Genomic DNA, 16,569 nt, shown 5'->3' with positions numbered 1-16,569 from the left:
GGGAACGGACACAGGCACGCTCCGGGTGGAACGTGCCTGTGTGGTCCCGTCGTTCAGGGTCAGTGCCTGCCGGAGCGGCGGCGCACGGTGAACCTGGTCAGAAGCAGTCCCGCCAGGAGCATCGCCGCGGTGACGACGAGCGCCGGGCCCAGCGACCAGCCGGTGTCGGGGAGTTGCCCATGGCCGCCGGGGCTCGGCGAGGGGGTGGGGCTGCCGCTCGGGGTCGGGGGGTTGTCGTAGGTGTTGGTGACGGTCGCCTCGGCGGGACCGGTGGGCCGCAGGACGACGGTCGCCGAGCTGTCGTCGCCGTCGTCGTCGGCCGCGTCGGGCCGGGCGGTGATGACGACCTGGTCGGCGCCGTCGGTACCGGGTTCGGTGACCGTGCACCGAGCGCCGACGGGCAGGCCGTCGATCCTCTGGCTGCCGGCCCCGTCGAAGGTGAGCTGACGGGGGAAGCCGTCGAGTTCCTTGTCGCGCCAGGTGCAGTCCACGTCGATGGTGAAGGGGCCGTGGTCGGCGCCGGAGGGGTCCTCGACCTTCTTGACGACGTCCAGGGAGCGCTGCGGGTAGTCGTTGGTGACGTCGACGACGCTGGGCGCGTCCTCGGTGGTCTCGGGCCGGATGGTGACCGAGGCGGCGTTGGCCTCGCCGTCGTGGTCGCTGGTCGCCCCGTCGGTGTCGGTCTCCCAGACCCGGCACACGGCACCGGCCGGGACGTCGGTCACGGTGAACGGAGTGCCGGGCGTGATCTGCCCGGTGCCGTGCCGCACGCTGACCGGCTTGCCGGTGTCGGGGGTGACCACGCAGTCGTACGCGATGGCGTACGGGCCGGTGGTGTGGCCGCTCGGGACGTGGGTGACGGTCTTGTCGACGCGCAGCGTGCCGAAGACCATGCCGATGCCCGACTTGGGCGGCTCGGTGACGGGCAGGACGACGCTGCCGCCGCCGACCTGGACGGTCTCCTTGTTGGCGAAGGAGTTCCAGGCGAGCGAGAGGTCGTTGCGGGAGCCCTTGTCGGTGAGGTCGGTCGGCGAGGACATCGGGAAGCCGAGGGTGAAGCTGTCGCCGGGGGCGAGGCCGCCGTCGAAGTCGATGTGGGTGAAGAACGCGGTGTCGTCGGCCGTCCAGTCACCGGCCCAGGTGGCGTCGGTGCAGGTGCGGCGCGGGGTGGGCACCTCGTCGCGGCAGGGCTGCGGGGTGGTGGTGTACTCGGCCGCGAGCGTGCCGGGCCCGTTCAGGGTGACCGGGCCGGCCAGGCGCGGGCGCGGGTCCCATTCGGTGCCGCGGGCGGACTGGCCGAGCAGGACGCCGGTGTCACCGACGAACGGCAGGACGTCGAGCAGGTCGTAGTCGGTCGCCGGGTTGGTGCCGATGTTGTCGACGGTGATCAGCTGGCGGTAGTTCTGGCCGGGCAGGACCAGGGCGGTGCAGGGGTAGCGGGTGTAGGTCGCGCCGCCGGAGGTGAGGTTGGGGCAGCGGGTGTCGCCGGCCGGGATGTACTCGCCCGTCAGGGAGTTGTAGAAGCCCAGGTCCGGGTTGCCGGTGATCCACTTGTCGGCGTCGAAGGCGGTGCCCGCCTCGGTGGTCAGGGTCGCCGTCGAGGTGCAGTAGTGGCCGTCGCCGTACGCCGCGTCGTCGTCCACCTCACCGAGGTGCGGGGAGGTGGCGTCGCAGGGCACGTCGTGGCCCGGGGAGCCGGCCCCGAAGGTGTTGGGGATCTTGGTGCCGGCCGCGACGCCGCCCCGCAGCTTCACGTGGAAGGTGAGGGTGACCGTGGCGTCGGGATACATGACCCAGCCGGGGAAGTCCCAGTGCAGGCCGGTGATCTTCCCGGAGGAGTTGCGGTCGGCGGTGAAGTCGACCTTGGCGGGCTTCGCGGTGCCGGCGGGGGTGGTGACGGTGATCGAGTAGTAGCCGCTGTTCCCGGCGAAGTCCTCGTCGACGACCAGGTCGGCGGGGATCGGGTCGGAGACGCGCAGCGGGTCGATCGGGGCGTTGCCGGTGTTCTTGACCGTGAGCGTGAAGGGCTGGGAGACACCGGGCTGGACGACGGCGTCCTTCGTCTTCTCGACGTACAGCTTCGGGTCGCCGTCGGTGATGTTCAGGTCGGCGTCGGCGGGCGGGATCGCGAAGGTGCCGTGCTTGTCGCTGGAACCGCTGCCGGTGACCGTGTCCTCGAGGTGGTCGGGGATGTCCTTCGACGCGTCGGAGCGCAGCGTCTGGCGGGGCTTGACGGTGAAGCAGACCGAGGCGGTCTTGCAGGCACCGTCGAAGGAGGGGGCGCCCTCGACGGGGACGATCGCGTCGCCGTTCTCGGAGCGGAAGGTGACGCGGATGCCCTGGACGTCGGCGGCGGAGACACCGGCGGGCAGCCCCGGGGTGTCGCTGCCGGTCCAGGTGCCCTCGACGATCTGGGGGTTCGCGGTGCCGCAGCGGGCGGTGCAGACGTCGACCCTGACCTGGTCGGCGCCCTTGGGGAAGGAGACGCCGTCCAGGGAGACGAAGTCGACGGCGTCGAAGAAGTCGATGTCGAAGTCGGTCGCGGCGAGCTGGTGGAGGTTGACGTTGCCCTTGTTGACGACCGTGAGGGTGGCGTGGACGTCGGCGGCCGGGCTGCCCGGGTAGGGGCGGGTCACGGTGGAGGGGCTCAGCGTCTTGTTGAGGGAGGCCTCGGAGCTGGCGTCGCCGACCGTGGCGTTCTGCGAGCAGAAGTCGTCGCCCAGCGCGGCGCCGTCGCTGGTGGCGGCGGCGCAGTTGCTGATGACGGTGCCGTTGGGCACGCCGTCGCGCAGCTGGACGGTGATGTCGGCGTGCACCGAGGCGCCCACGGGCAGCCCGCCGGGCACGACGATCCGTACGCCCTTGGCGCGTGCCAGCAGCGCCGCGTCACCGGCGTCGTAGGGCACCCAGGCGTTCGCGTCGGGGTCGTAGACCTCGAGGTCGTAGTCGAGGTTCGCGGGCGAGACCTTCGGGGTGACGGAGGTGATGCGCACGGAGTCGAACGGGTTGGGGGCGGCCGTCGGGTCGACCGGGTCGCTGACGACGACGGGACCGTCGAGCGGCACGTTGCCGCGGTTGGCGAGACCGATGCCGAAGGTGACGGGCTGGCCGGGCGGGACCGAGGTCTGCGAGGCGTCCTTGGTGCCCTGGCCGTCCTTGCGCGGCACCTCCACGTTCAGGTTGGTGCAGACGTTGCCCGCGGCACTGCCCGAACCGTTGGACGGGTTGGCGGCCGTGCCGTCGGCGCAGTCCTTGACGCCGTCCTCGGCGTCGCCCTCGTCGGCCTGGTCGTTGAGCGTGCCGTGCACGTCGAGGCCGGCGGTCGCGTCGGGCGCGATGGTGCCCTTGCCGCTCGCGTCGGTGCCGCGGTAGGTCACGGAGATCGTGGCGGCGGGTCCGCCGCCCGGACAGCCCAGGTCGGTGGTCTGGGTGGCGGGCGGGTTGGTGAAGTTCTGCGGCGGGAGGACCGTGCCGTCGCGGCAGGTGACGGTGAGCGTGGCGTCGGTGGCCCCGGCCGGGAACCGCAGCCTGGCCTGCGTCATGTCCGTCTTGTCGAACTCGTTGGCGGCGGACGCCGACGGCTCGGTGATGGTCATCTCGCTGACCGGGAACGGCGAGGTGTTCTTGGAGTCGATCGTCGCCGTGATGCCGGGATCGGTCCCGATGACGGCGGTGCCGTCGGCCTGCCAGTCGCCGTCGGTGTCGGAGAAGATCTTCTTGCTGAGGTCGATCGAGGCGACGTTGGGCAGGATGTCGTGGTCGGCGCACGCCTGCGGGCCGTCCAGGTCGCGGCGGAGCCGGAAGTCGATGCCGGGCTGCGCGCAGTTCTCCACGGTCTGCCGGTCGCTGGGGTCGATCGCGTCGCCGGTGGACCGGTTCTCGTCGCGCAGCTCCACGGTCATGTCGACCTTGGCGCCCTCGGGGTCCGCGGGCAGCGGGGTGCCCGCGGAGTTGGAGAACGTGTAGACGATGCCGGTGATGTCGGCGGGGTCGACGCCGGGCGGGAGCTGGACGTCGGGCCCGGGGCCGACCGGGCCCGCGATCAGTTCACTCGGGGAGCAGCCCCCTCCGGGCTTCACGCACACCGACACCTGCACCTGGTCGGCGCCGTCCGGCATGCGGGTGACCGGTCCGACCTGGGTGACGTCGAAGTTGTCGAAGAGGTCGGGGTCGGTCTCGGAGATGGTGATCGCGTTGACGTCGGTGGAGGTCGACGACTTGTTCGCGGCGCCCAGCGAGATCTTCGACTCGCCGCCGCTGCCCGCCACGGTGGACGAGGGGCTCCAGGTCTTCGTGCCGGTGACCATCGGCCGGCGCGGCACGTTCACGGTCTGGGTGTCGGAGTCGTCGACGGGGGCCGCGTTGTCGGCGTCGGCCTTCGCCGTGTTGGTGATCGCGTCGCCGTCGTTGAGGTCGGTGTCCTCGGGCACGCGCACCGTGATCAGGATGTCCTGCGAGCCGCCCGCGGCGAGGCCGAACGACCCCGGAGGGTTGGGCGGGGTGGGCAGGGACTCGGTGAAGTTCGCGGTGAGCTTCCCGGTCTGCTCGTCGTAGTCGATGGTGTAGTTGGCGCCGTCCGAGGGCACCGTCACCAGCTCCAGACCGGCGGGCAGCGTGTCCTCCATGGCCGCGCTCACACACGCCTCGGTCAGCGACGAGCACGACACCGTGATGCGGTAGGTGTACTCCGAGCCCGGGACCAGCGGGTCCGGCACGTCCACCGCTTCCTTGCTCACCGTCAGCTGAGCCGTGTCGGCGGCCCGCCGGCCCGCCTTCTTGCCCTTGCCCTTGCTCTCGCTCTTGCTCTTGCTCTTGCTCTTGCCTCGCGGCTTCCGCTCGTGGTCCTCAGCACGCGAGCCGGTCTTCGCCGACCGCGGCGACGCGGACTCCGACGGAGAGGCAGAGGCCGAGGGTGAGGGTGACGGTGAGGCAGAGGATGAGGCAGAGGCCGAGGGCGACGCGGAAGCGGTGCCCCCCGGCCCGGCGGACGCGTCTGCCGCGGCCCTGGAAGCTGCCGCGCCCGGCCCCGCCATGACCGGTGCCGCCATCAACGCTGCCTGCGCGAGCAGCAGCGCCAGGACAGTGCGCCCTCTCGGCCGTCCTCTGTGCATCCTGCGCATCTCCGTGTTTCTCCCTGGATTCGATCGAGAAACGCTCCATGCGTGCGGACCTGCTGACACGCCATCAGAGACATCCAGAGAGAACCTAAATGCGATTAATCAGACTATCGAGGGGCACGCCGTCGAACTGACGCGCTGTCACTCGAATGTCCCGCCGACCCGTGCCTGCCTCAGGCCGTCGGGTCCCAGAGCCCGTCGGCCTCGCCGCGGGCCAGGTGCTCGGCGTAGACGTCGACCTTCCAGGCGATGACGGACCGGCACTCCTCCAGCGCCCGGATCTGTGCGTCGACGCGCTGCCGGTGGGCGTCGAGCAGCCGCAGCCGCTCCCCCTCGTTGCCCGGTCCTCGGCGTACCAGTTCGGCGAAGTGCTTGAGGTCCGCGAGCGGCATGCCGGATTCGCGGAGCTTGACGCAGATCAACAGCCACTCGACGTCGAAGGAGGAGTAGCGCCGCCGGCCGCCCGACGTGCGCTCGACCGGACCGACGAGCAGGCCCTCCCGCTCGTAGAAGCGCAGGGCGTGCACGCTCAGACCGGTCCGCTCGGCCACCTCGCCGATGCTCAGCGGCCGCACGGAAGCCTCGGGGGTGGTCATGCCGCTCACTCCTGGACTTGATCTAGACCTCGCTCTAGATCGTAGCGTCCACGGCATGACCACTTCCGAACAGCAGCCGCTCGGCTCGCCCTTCTCCGCCTCGACCACCGCCGAGGACATCATGGCCGCCGTCCCCGCTCTCTCCGGGAGGACGGCCGTGGTGACCGGCGGATACTCCGGGCTCGGCCTGGAGACCACCCGGGCCCTGGTGGCCGCCGGAGCCCGGGTCGTCGTCCCCGCGCGCCGCCCCGACGTCGCCCGTGCCGCTCTGAAGGAGGTGGAGAACTGCGAGGTCGTCCCCATGGACCTGGCCGACATCGACAGCGTCCGCGCAGCCTGTACGCAGATCAGCGGCCGGCTCGACCGGCTCGACCTCCTGATGGCCGTCGCCGGGGTCATGGCCACTCCGGAGCGGCGCGTCGGGCCCGGCTGGGAAGGCCAGTTCGCCGCCAACCACCTCGGGCACTTCGCCCTCGTCTGCGAGCTCTATCCGCTCCTGGCCTCGGCGGGCGGTGCGCGCGTCGTCGTCAACAGCTCGGCCGGGCACACCCTGACCGGCATCCGCTGGCACGACCCGCACTTCCGCACCGGCTACGACAAGTGGCTGGCCTACGGACAGGCCAAGACCGCCAACGCCCTGTTCGCCGTCCACCTCGACGCCGTCGGGAAGGGCGCCGGCGTCCGGGCGTTCGCCCTGCACCCCGGCAAGATCATCACCGGGCTCCAGCGCGAGATGACGCTCCAGGCGCAGATCGACCGCGGCTGGGTGGACGAGCACGGCAAGGTCGTCGGCGAGGGTTTCAAGTCCCCTTCCCAGGGGGCCGCCACCGGTCTGTGGGCCGCCACGTCCCCGATGCTCGACGGCCGCGGCGGCCTCTACCTGGAGGACTGCGACGTCGCCCGGGTCTCCGCACCCGGCACCGCCATGGACGACGGCGGCGTCCGCGCCCATGCCGTCGATCCCGACGCGGCGGCGCGGCTCTGGGACCTGTCTCTGGCCGTGACCGGCGCCACGCCGGTCATCCGGTGAGCCCGGGCTCTACACAGGCCGCCCTCAGGTCGGGGCACGGCCCACATCGCGGTCAGCGCCCGGCCGAGGCCCGCCAACGGGGTACCGACGGGCCAGTCAGCCGCATCACCGAAGCCCCCCTATCGGAACCACAGTTCCCTTACGGAGGGCTGCATGCTACCTTCCTTCGTGGACGTAACGGAACTGTAGACCCATTAGTGTTCGACCGGCATACGGTCGCGCCCGCATGGGGCACAGCGACACCCAGAAGGAAGTGACATGTCCACGATTGAAAGTGCGGCGCAGTCGACCGTCGACGCCGGGAACAGAGCCGCACCCCAACACCTCACCGGCCGACTGAAGTTGGTCCTCGCGGTGCTGCTGGTCGCGCAGTTCATGCTGGCCGTCGACTTCTCGATCCTGAACGTGGCGTTGCCCGCGATCGGGGACGGTCTCGGGTTCTCGCTCGCCGACCTGCAATGGATCGCCACGGCGTTCGCGCTGTCCGCCGCAGGGTTCACCCTCTTCTTCGGCCGCATCGGCGACCTGGTCGGCCGGAAGAAGATCTTCATCGGCAGCCTCGCGCTGCTGGGGATCTCCTCATTGGCCGGCGGACTGGCCCAGAGCCCCGAGGTGCTGCTCGTCGCCCGTGTCGCGCAGGGGCTCGCGACGGCCGCCGCCACCCCGGCGGGGCTGTCCCTGCTGACGACGTCGTTCGCCGAAGGGCCGTTGCGGCAGAAGGCGCTGGGCATCAACGGGGCGTTGATGTCGGCCGGTTTCACCACCGGTGCCGTCCTCGGCGGCGTACTGACCGATCTGCTCTCCTGGCGGTGGGCCTTCTTCATCAACGTGCCCGTCGCGCTCGCCGTCGTCCTGATCGCCCCGACCGTGATCAAGGAGTCCCGGCCCGCCACCCGGCCGAGCCTGGACCTGCCCGGCGCGCTCACCGTCACCCTCGGTCTGCTCGGCCTCGTGTACGGCCTGACGCAGGCGGGCGAGTTCGGCTGGACGCACCCCCGCGCGCTGGCCGGGCTCGGCGCCGGGGTGGTGTTCCTGGCGGCGTTCTTCCTGGTCGAACGGAAGGTCGCCGCGCCCCTCGTGCCGTTGCGGACGCTCGGGCGGCCCACCGTGGCCTGGGGCAACGCACTCGGCCTGCTCGCCTTCGTCACCGAGACCTCGCTCGTCTATCTGCTCACCCTGTACCTCCAGAAGACGCTCGGCTTCTCGCCGCTCGCGGCCGGGATCTCCTTCGGGGTCCTGGGCATCGGCACCGTCGTCGGCGGCCTGGCCGCACCGAAGGTGATCGCGCGGACATCGACACTGACGGCCCTGGTCGCCGGGGGTGTCGTCCAGACCGTGTTCACCGCGGCGCTGCTCTTCCTCGGTACGACGACCGGGGGCTCCCTCGCCCTGCTGCTGCCCGCCACCTTCTTCGGCGGCGTCGGCAACATGCTCGTCATCGTCGGCTTCATGGTCACCGCCACCAGCGGGCTGCCGGACGCGGAACAGGGCCTGGCCACCGGCCTCGCCTCCATGTCCCAGCAGGTCGGCATCACGATGGGCACGCCGATCATGTCGGCCGTCGTCACCGCCTCGACCGCCGGCGCGGCCACCGCCTCCGCCGTCCACCACGGGGTGACCGTCGCCATCGCCGTCAACGCCGCCCTGGTCCTGCTCGGCGTCGCCCTCGCGGCCCTCTTCCTGCGCCCCGGACGGCCACATCACCGGACCGGCTCCACACCTGAGGCCCGAGAGGCATAAATAGGGCAAACAACTTAAACTCGGGCACGTCGCACACGCTGAAGCAGCCTCGGAGGAGTGCCCCATGAGCAATCTGTTCGTCGTCGCGTACAACGACCTCGCCACCGCCAACCAGGTCCGCGCCAAGGTCCTTTCGATGACCCGGGAGCACCTCGTCGAGCTGGAGGACATCGTCGTGGTCGAGCGGCGGGAGAGCGACGGGAAGATCAAGCTGCACCAGGCCGTGAACCACACCGCGACCGGCGCCGCGGGCGGGGCGCTGTGGGGCGGGGTCATCGGAATGCTGTTCCTGGTGCCGTTCCTGGGCGCTGCCGTGGGCGCCGCCGCCGGGGCCGCCGGCGGGGCCGTCACGGACACCGGGATCAACGACGGCTTCATGAAGGAGCTCAGCCAGAACCTGCGGCCGGGCGCCGCCGCCGTGTTCGCCCTGGTGAAGCAGGCGGCGCAGGACAAGGTCGTGCCGGAGCTCGCGGCGTTCGGCGGCCAGTTGGTGCAGACGTCGCTCAGCACCGAGGAAGAGGAGGCCCTGCGCGAGATGGCGCAGGCCGCTCAGCAGAAGGCCCAGCAGCAGGAGAAGGCCCAGGAGGACCAGTCGCAGACCCAGGAGAGTGCTCGGAGCGCCGGGGCCTGACCTGACGGGCCGCTACTGGAAGGGCAGTTCGTCCGGGCGCTCCGTGATCTGCCGGGCGACGAGCGCCACCTTCAGCTGATGGGACCGCGCGTACCGGCGTAACCGCTCGAACGCCTCGTCCAGCGAGATGCTGTAGCGGGCCGAGACGATGCCCTTGGCCTGTTCCACGACGACCCGGCTGGACAGTGCGTGCTCCAACTGACCCGCCAGGACGCGACTTTCGGTCACCTCCCGCTGGAGCGCGAGGGTGTGGGCGGCTGCTTCGGCGAAGAGCCGGGCCACGGTCAGGGCCTGCTCGTCGAGGCGGCGCCCCTGGGCGTCGAACAGGACGAGGGCGCCGGTCGGCCCCTCCTTGGCGGGCAGCGGCAGGGCGGTGACCCGGCCGTGGCCGAGCGCCGCGACGCGTGCGGTCCAGCGCGGCCAGCGCACGCGCGTGGGCGTCGTGGTCACGTCCACGTCGATGAGGGCGCAGCCGGTGGTGCGCGCGTCGTGGCCGGGACCCTCCTCCCAGGCGGTGGCGTCCTCCTCCAGACCGCGCAGGTCGAGGACCGTGCCCTCCGTCAGGACGGTCCGGCCGGCCGCGGACAGGTAGTGGACGCTCGCGCCCCGGGCGCCGAACAGCTTGGTGCCGCCCTCCACCAGGGCGGACAGCAGGTTCTGCGTGTCGAGCGGGTCGCGGGCGGCCTCGCCCGTCAAGTGGGCGAAGATCGAAGCGAGTTCCTGCTCGTGCAGTGCCACGGTACAAACCCTTCTCAGCCGAGTTTGAGTTGCCGGTTGACGATATCCCTCGCCACATCACCTATGGGGCGTCCATCGGCGAACGCCCGTGCTTTGACCAGTTCCAGCGCATCGGCGACGGAACAGTCGACCTGGACGGCGACCACCCCCGCAGCCTGATGCACCACGGCCCGGTAGTCGATACCGCCGAACAGACCGGGGACGGCGTCCCCGCCGAGCAGCACGCTGCGCGCCAGCGCGTCGGCGATCCGGCTGAAGCGTGCCGTGGACTCGCTCTGCGAGGGCGGATCGAAGACCGCGAGGGCCCCGATGCACTCACCGGGCGCCTCCAGCGGCACGGCCACCACGTGGCCGATGTCCAGCGCGGCGACGGCCGGGCCGTATCCGGGCCAGCGTCCGCTGAGCGCGGCTCCGGACACATCGACCGGCGCGCGGGCCGCCACCGCGTCCAGCGCCGGGCCCTCCCCCAGGACGTACTCCAGGTCCTGCGCTTCACTGGCGGGTTGGTCGGAGGAGGCCGTCGCCACCTGGTGCTGGTCGCTGTCGACGAGGACCACGGCGACGCTGTGCGAGCCGCACGCCTCGGCGACACCGGTCATGAACAGGGGCGGCGCCCCTCCGGTACGGATCCACTCACCGGCCCGGCGGGCGTGCGCCTCCAGGAGCTCCGCGGCGACCTCATGGCGGTAACCGGTGCTGCGGTGCAGGCCCGCGAGCCGCTGGAACGTGAAATCGGCGGAACCCCCCATCAGCGACTCGTAGCGCTCCGCGAGCCGGAACGCACGCTCGGCGCGCTCCCGCGCACGGGCCGCGCGCTGCCAGGCCAGCGCGACCTGGGCAGGCGAGTCGCCCTTGAGGTTCATACCGTCAGCCTACGCCTCCGCGCTCGTCGTCACCCTGACTACGGCCTTCTTCCATCAGAAGCACGACGCCCCCGCGCTGACCGCCGAAGGGACTGCACTGGATGCTGCAACTCATGTGGCGGCCCAGGCGGTTGACCGCTTCGATGTCCACGGGAACCCCGCGCTTGCCGGTCCTGACGCACTCCTCCACCACGGCGCGCAGCGACTGCGTGGGCAGCCCGAAGTCGAGGCCGAAGAAGGGCTCGTCGAGGACTTCGTCCTGGCGCAGGCCCCACAGGTCGGCGGCGCCCCGGTTCCAGCTCTTGACGTCGAGGTCCTTGTCGAGGACGACGACGGCGGCCGCGATGGAGGTGAGGACGCCCTCCAGGAAGGAGCGGGCCTCGTCCAGCTCCTCGCTGCGGATCCGCATCTCCTCGTTCATGGTCTCCAGTTCCTCGTTCCCGGACTGGAGTTCCTCGTTCGTGGTCTCCAGTTCCTCGTTGGTCGATTGGAGTTCCTCGTTCGTCGTCTCCAGCTCCTCGATGGAGGACTGGAGTTCCTCGTTCGTGGTCTCCAGTTCCTCGTTCGTGGACTGGAGTTCCTCGTACGCCGTCTCCAGGTCTTCGCGTACGCGCTTGACCTCGGCCTTGAGCTGGGTGGTGACGGTGACGTCGGTGAACGTGATGTTGGTGGCGGCGGGCAGTCCGCCGCTGCCGACCAGGGGCTGGACCAGGATGTCGTAGAACTGGACGTCCTCGCCGACCCTGCGCTCCGCCCCGTTGACCCGCAGGCTGCGGCGCTCGTGCGTGGCCTGGTCGATCAGGGAGCGCAGTTCGACCGGGCGGTAGGAGATCTCCAGGTCCTGGAAGGGGCGGCCGATGTCGTTGGCGGTCAGGCCGAACTGGGCGCGGGCGTGGCTGTTGATGAGGACGACGAGGCCCTCGGAGTCCACCGCGAGGGCGGCGCCGGGCGCGGCGTCGAGGATCAGGTCGCGCAGCTGCCGGCTGCGCGCCACGCTCTGCAGTTCGCCGATGCCGCCGGGGCGCAGTTTCAGCGGGGCGGGCTGGTAGGGCGTGGTGGAGCCGCCGGGGCGGCGGCGGAAGATGCGCTGGCGCATGCTGATGACGTCGAACCGGTCGGCGTCGTTGAGCAGCATCTCGGCCTTCCCGAGGAACAGGAAGGCGTTCTCGCGCAGCGCGAAGTGGAACCGGTCGACGATCTGGGTCTGCGCCTCCACGTTGAAGTACATCAGCGTGTTGCGGCACACCAGCAGGTCGAGGCGGGAGATCGGGGCGTCGCGGGTGATGTCGTGACGGCCGAAGATGACCCGGCGGCGCAGGTCGGAGCGGAAGGTGAACTGCGAGCCGTTCTGCTCGAAGTACTTCTCGCGCAGTTCGGCGGAGAGCGGCTCCAGGGTCCTGGCCGGGTAGAGGCCGGAGCGGGCGTCGCGCAGCGCCTCGTCGTCGATGTCCGTGCCGTAGATCTTCACCCGCTGAAGGGCCTCGTCGATGCCGAGGGTCTCCGCGAACATGATCGCCAGCGAGTACGCCTCCTCGCCGCTGGAGCAGCCCGCGCTCCACACCCGGATCTCGTCCTCGGGGCCGAGCGAGGAGAGGATCTCGGGGACCACCTCGTGCTGGAGGTAGGTCCAGGCGTCGGTGTCGCGGAAGATCGACGTGACGTTGATGAGGATCGTGTTGAACAGCGCGCCGAACTCGTCGGTGTTCGTCTCCAGCTGGTCGCGGTAGTCCGCGTACCCGCTGATGCCGACGTCGGACATGCGCTTGCGGATCCGGCGGCCCAGCGACGAGCGCTTGTAACCGGTGAAATCAAAACCACGGGCGTCCCGCAGGAAGCCGAGCAGCTCCTCGAGCCCCTCGTCCGTCTCCGCGTCGCGCGGCGCCTCGCTCATCGTTGCCTACCTACTGCCTTCACCTGTTGACAAGCCCCCGGATCACCGCGGGAATTTCCTCCAGAGGTAGCACGAAATCGACCACCCCCGTGCCCATCGCCGCGTCCGGCATGCCCCCGAATTCCGCTGTCCCAGGATCCTGGGCGATCACGGTACCGCCCCGTGACTTCACCGCGTCCACGCCCATGGCGCCGTCGTTCCCGGTGCCGGACAGGACGACGGCGACGGCGCGGGCGCCGTAGCTCCCGGCGACGGACTCGAAGAGAAGGTCGGCGGAGGGGCGCAGGAAGTGCACGAGTTCGCTCTGGGAGAGCGAGAGGGCTCCGTCGGCGCCGACCAGCAGGTGCCGGTCGGGCGGCGCGAGGTAGACGGTGCCGGGGCGGGCCGTGTCGCCCTGCTCGGCGAGTTTGACGTGCAGGTCCGAGCGGCGGTCCAGGATTCCGGCGAGGACCGTGCGGTGCCGGGGGTCCAGGTGCTGGACGACGAGGACGGGGAGCGGGAAGTCCGCGTCGAGGCCGCCGAGGAGCACGGTCAGGGCGTGGATACCACCGGCCGACGCCGCGACGGCGACGACCTGGAAACTGTCGGGAGCGGGGGCCTCGGACTGCGGCATATGACTCAGACTAGCGCTCCGGACGTGCCGCACGCAGGTGTTACAGGCCCGGGTTCGCGGTCAGCACGCCGTCGGCGACGGCGCGGCGCAGGGCGGTGTGGTCGCGGACGGTCTGATCCGCGTAGCGCAGGGCGAAGGAGGCGACGGCGCGGTCGAAGGTGTCCGCACCGCCCAGATAGGCCGCGATGGCGATGCGGTCGCCGGAGCGGGCGTGGGCGCGGGCGAGGGCGGTGCCGCACAGCCGGGCGTAGGCGAGGAGTTCGTCCGGGGGCATGCCGGCGACGTCGGCCGAGCCCTTCATGTCGCGCAGTTGCCGCCAGTAGAAGGCGCGGCCCTGCGGTCCCGTCATCCAGCCGAGGAAGATGTCGCCGGCGGCCTGCATGAGGCGCTGGCCGGAGACGACGCGGTGGCCGGGGTGGGGGGCGGCTCCGGGCTGGGGGACGTACTCCTCGACGACCGAGCGCGTGGCCTCCTTGATCTGGAGGAAGAGCGGGTCGTCGGCGTCGCGTCCGGCGAGCAGGACGATGAAGCAGCGGGTGCCGACGCTGCCGACGCCGACCACTTTGCGGGCGGCGTCCACGAAGCGGTAGCGGTCGAGGAGACGGCGGCGCTCCTCGGCGAGCGTGGAGCGGTAGTCGCCGAACATCTTGCGGATCGCGGCGGCGTCGGAGACGCCCGCGGGTTCGAGCAGCGGCGGGTCGTGGACGATGCGGCGGCGGCCGTCGGGGGTGGTCTCCGTGAGCTTGGCGAGGGCGTGCAGGCTGGTGCGCCGGGTGGCCTGGGCGAGGGTGTGCTCGACGCGGGCCCGGTGGCGGCCGGAGCGGACCAGGGGCAGCAGCTCGTGGGCGTCTATTCGCTCGTACCAGACGGCGAGTTCACCCAGCCCGGCGAGGCGTCGCATGGTGGTGCGGTACGCGGCCGTGCCCGCCCGCGCGGCCTGGTGGGCCTGCTTGTCGCTGTGGCCGTTGTCGCGGGCGGCGACGGCGACCGAGGCGGCGAGCCGTTTGACGTCCCACTCGAAGGGGCCGGGGCAGGTCTCGTCGAAGTCGTTCAGGTCGAAGAGCAGGGCGCGTTCGGGTGAGGCGAACAGGCCGAAGTTCAGCAGGTGCGCGTCGCCGCAGAGCTGGACGGTGAGGCCGGTGTGCACGCCGGTCGCGAGGTCGCCGGCCATCACGGCGGCGGCGCCCCGCAGGAACGCGAACGGGCTCGACGCCATCCGCCCGTACCGGATGGGCAGCAGCTCGGTGAGACGGTCGGTGCCCTGGCGCTCCAGGACCACGACGGGGTCGAGACGGTCGGCGGAGGGGATCCAGGGCCCGTGCGAGGAGCGCGGGGCGCGCTTGCGGGCCTTCCTGCCGTGGGCGGCGCGTTCGTCCGGGCTGCTCATGGCGTGCGCGCCCGGCCGGTCAGTGGCGCAGCGCGCGGGCCACGTCGGCGGTCACGTCGCCGTCGAGGGAGCGGTTGGAGCGGGCGGTGGCCTTCTTCGAGGCGTCCGCCCCGACGTCGTTCACCGTGACCACGACGGTGTCGAGCAGATTGCCGCCCTTGTCGCGGAACTCGACCTGGACCGCGTACGACTTGCTGGACGACTGGCCGTTGTCGACGGTGACCGGGACCGTGGCGCGGCCGCCGTCGGTCGACACGTCGCCGAGCTTCACGTCGCCCTTGGCGTTGACGCCGTCCTTGAACCCGTCGAGCTTCTTGCCCGCCTCGGCCGTCGCGGAGGCGACCACGTCGGAGCCCCGGGAGGCGGCGGAGGAGGCCGCGGACGCGACCTTCGACGCCGCGTCGGAGGGGCTGGTGTCGCTGTCGGAGCAGCCGGCCGCGGCCAGGGCCAGCGCCACCGCGGCCGCCACCGCGCCCGTCACCCGCACACCGCTTCGCCTGTGAGCCATCCCGAACACCTCCGCTCGACGGTTACTCCTCCTGGTCGACCCAGTCAACGGTGACCGGGGGTGAGGCCGCATGCCCAGTACGGCAAACGGGTGGCCGACGCGGAAGGATGGACGCCATGAGTCCTACGACGGTTGCTCCGGCCCGGCACATCGACGACGCGGAGCGGCGGGTCCGGCTGGCCCGCGCGCACCGGCTCTCCCCCGCGGCCCGGGCGACGACGCCGCTGGAGGTGGCGCGGTCCCTGGTCGCGCTGCACGGCACGGATCCGGCGACGGTGTACCTGGCGGTCGGCGCGCGGCTCGCCGACGCGACGGGGACGGTCGCCGGGGTCGAGGAGGCGCTGTACGAGGACCGGTCGCTGGTGCGGATGCACGGGATGCGGCACACGGTGTTCGTGTTCCCGTCGGAGCTGGCCGCGACGGTGCACGCCTCGACGGGGCTCGCGGTCGCGGCGAAGGCGCGGGCCGGGCTGCTCAAGGACATGGTGAGCGGCAGCGACGGGCGGCTCACGCCCGAGTGGCTGACGGAGGTGGAGGAGTCGGCGCTGGCCGCGCTGGAGCGGCGCGGCCAGGCCACGGTCGCCGAACTGACCTCCGACGAGCCCCGGTTGAAGGAGCGGTTCACCTACGGCAGAGGCCGGAGCTACGAGGCACCGCACACCGTCTCGTCGCGGCTGATGCGGGTGCTGGGGGTCGAGGGGCGGGTGGTGCGGGGGCGGCCGCTCGGCTCCTGGACGTCGACACAGTTCCGCTGGGCGGTCTCGCCGCCGCACCCCGAACTCCCGGTCGCCGAGGCCCAGTCGGAGTTGCTGCGGCGCTGGCTCGCGGTGTGCGGGCCCGCCACGGAGGCTGATCTGAAGTGGTGGACGGGGTGGAAGGTGACGGAGGTGCGCGGGGCGCTCGCCGCGGTGGGGGCCGTGACGGTGTCGCTGGACGGCGGCGGCACCGGGTACGTCCTCGCGGACCGGCTGGCCGCCCCGGCCGGGGACGTGGAGCCCTGGGCGGCGCTGCTTCCCGGGCTCGATCCGACGGCCATGGGGTGGCAGGAGCGCGACTGGTACTGCCCGCCCGGGCTGCGCCCCGCGCTCTTCGACGGCAGCGGGAACATCGGGCCGACCGTGTGGTGGAACGGGCGGGTCGTGGGTGGTTGGGGGCAGCGGGAGGGGGGTGAGGTGGTGTGGCGGGTGCTGGACGAGTCGGCCGGGCGCGGGGCTGCGCGGGCTGTCGCGGCGGAGGCCGAGCGGGTCACTGCGTGGCTCGACGGGGTCCGGGTGACCCCCCGTTTCCGGACGCCTCTGGAGCGGGAACTCGCCGGGTGACACCGTCCCGGCGCCCTGCATTGTCGGTCGGGTGCGGCTTTCGTCGTGGCTGGTCGCGCAGTTCCCCGCGCCCCTGAAAGGCCTGCGGCCTTCAGGGGAGGCTGCGCGCAGCGCATGCCTCAGGGGCGCGGGGAAC

The 16,569-nt window shown here is 71.6% G+C and carries 12 protein-coding genes; 4 read left to right on the top strand and 8 right to left on the bottom strand.

Translation table 11 applies throughout. From position 1 onward, the window contains the following. Positions 1 to 59: 59 nt before the first annotated feature. Both ABT127_RS35630 and ABT127_RS35625 read right to left on the bottom strand, forming a co-directional pair. A complete protein-coding gene (locus tag ABT127_RS35630; RefSeq protein ID WP_351459513.1) occupies positions 60 to 4,715 on the bottom strand; it encodes a DUF5979 domain-containing protein in 4,656 nt (1,551 codons plus the stop codon). 575 nt (positions 4,716 to 5,290) lie between these two features. After that, the gene (locus ABT127_RS35625; protein WP_351459511.1) at positions 5,291 to 5,713 is read right to left on the bottom strand and encodes a MerR family transcriptional regulator; all 423 of its coding nucleotides are present in this window, start codon (positions 5,711 to 5,713) and stop codon (positions 5,291 to 5,293) included. 55 nt (positions 5,714 to 5,768) lie between these two features. Between ABT127_RS35625 and ABT127_RS35620 the strand changes: the two genes are divergently transcribed. The 3 genes from ABT127_RS35620 to ABT127_RS35610 all read left to right on the top strand — a co-directional run bounded on the left by ABT127_RS35620 (position 5,769) and on the right by ABT127_RS35610 (position 9,114). Beyond that, entirely contained in the window at positions 5,769 to 6,743 is a 975-nt protein-coding gene (locus ABT127_RS35620; RefSeq protein ID WP_351459508.1) for an SDR family NAD(P)-dependent oxidoreductase, read from the top strand. Positions 6,744 to 7,001: 258 nt separating this feature from the next. Next, positions 7,002 to 8,483, top strand: a complete 1,482-nt coding sequence (locus ABT127_RS35615; protein ID WP_351459505.1) for an MFS transporter — start codon at positions 7,002 to 7,004, stop codon at positions 8,481 to 8,483. A gap of 64 nt (positions 8,484 to 8,547) precedes the next feature. Beyond that, a complete protein-coding gene (locus tag ABT127_RS35610; protein WP_351459502.1) occupies positions 8,548 to 9,114 on the top strand; it encodes a DUF1269 domain-containing protein in 567 nt (188 codons plus the stop codon). Between the two features lie 12 nt (positions 9,115 to 9,126). Here ABT127_RS35610 and ABT127_RS35605 read toward each other — a convergent pair whose 3' ends face one another. The 6 genes from ABT127_RS35605 to ABT127_RS35580 are packed head-to-tail and all read right to left on the bottom strand — an operon-like array spanning position 9,127 to position 15,114. Then, positions 9,127 to 9,852: a GAF and ANTAR domain-containing protein gene (locus tag ABT127_RS35605; protein ID WP_351459499.1), complete on the bottom strand. Its 726-nt coding sequence runs from the start codon at positions 9,850 to 9,852 to the stop codon at positions 9,127 to 9,129. A gap of 14 nt (positions 9,853 to 9,866) precedes the next feature. Beyond that, on the bottom strand, positions 9,867 to 10,715 hold the full coding sequence (locus ABT127_RS35600) for a GAF and ANTAR domain-containing protein (RefSeq protein ID WP_351459497.1): 849 nt from the start codon (positions 10,713 to 10,715) through the stop codon (positions 9,867 to 9,869). Positions 10,716 to 10,719: 4 nt separating this feature from the next. After that, entirely contained in the window at positions 10,720 to 12,606 is a 1,887-nt protein-coding gene (locus tag ABT127_RS35595; RefSeq protein WP_351459494.1) for a CheR family methyltransferase, read from the bottom strand. Positions 12,607 to 12,625: 19 nt separating this feature from the next. Continuing rightward, complete coding sequence (locus tag ABT127_RS35590; RefSeq protein WP_351459491.1) at positions 12,626 to 13,219, bottom strand: chemotaxis protein CheB; 594 nt, start codon at positions 13,217 to 13,219, stop codon at positions 12,626 to 12,628. A 40-nt stretch (positions 13,220 to 13,259) separates the two neighbouring features. Further along, the gene (locus ABT127_RS35585) at positions 13,260 to 14,606 is read right to left on the bottom strand and encodes a DUF2252 domain-containing protein (RefSeq protein ID WP_351459489.1); all 1,347 of its coding nucleotides are present in this window, start codon (positions 14,604 to 14,606) and stop codon (positions 13,260 to 13,262) included. Positions 14,607 to 14,625: 19 nt separating this feature from the next. Then, positions 14,626 to 15,114 (bottom strand): hypothetical protein, encoded by a 489-nt coding sequence (locus tag ABT127_RS35580; RefSeq protein ID WP_351459486.1) that lies wholly within the window; start codon positions 15,112 to 15,114, stop codon positions 14,626 to 14,628. 116 nt (positions 15,115 to 15,230) lie between these two features. Between ABT127_RS35580 and ABT127_RS35575 the strand changes: the two genes are divergently transcribed. Next, the gene (locus ABT127_RS35575) at positions 15,231 to 16,433 is read left to right on the top strand and encodes a winged helix DNA-binding domain-containing protein (RefSeq protein WP_351459483.1); all 1,203 of its coding nucleotides are present in this window, start codon (positions 15,231 to 15,233) and stop codon (positions 16,431 to 16,433) included. Positions 16,434 to 16,569: the final 136 nt, after the last annotated feature.

Origin of the sequence: Streptomyces sp. NPDC001904 (genome assembly GCF_040297005.1) — a bacterium.
Classification (GTDB): domain Bacteria; phylum Actinomycetota; class Actinomycetes; order Streptomycetales; family Streptomycetaceae; genus Streptomyces.
The sequence above is the reverse complement of the archived record's forward strand: the minus strand, read 5'-3'. Positions and strand labels throughout refer to the sequence as shown.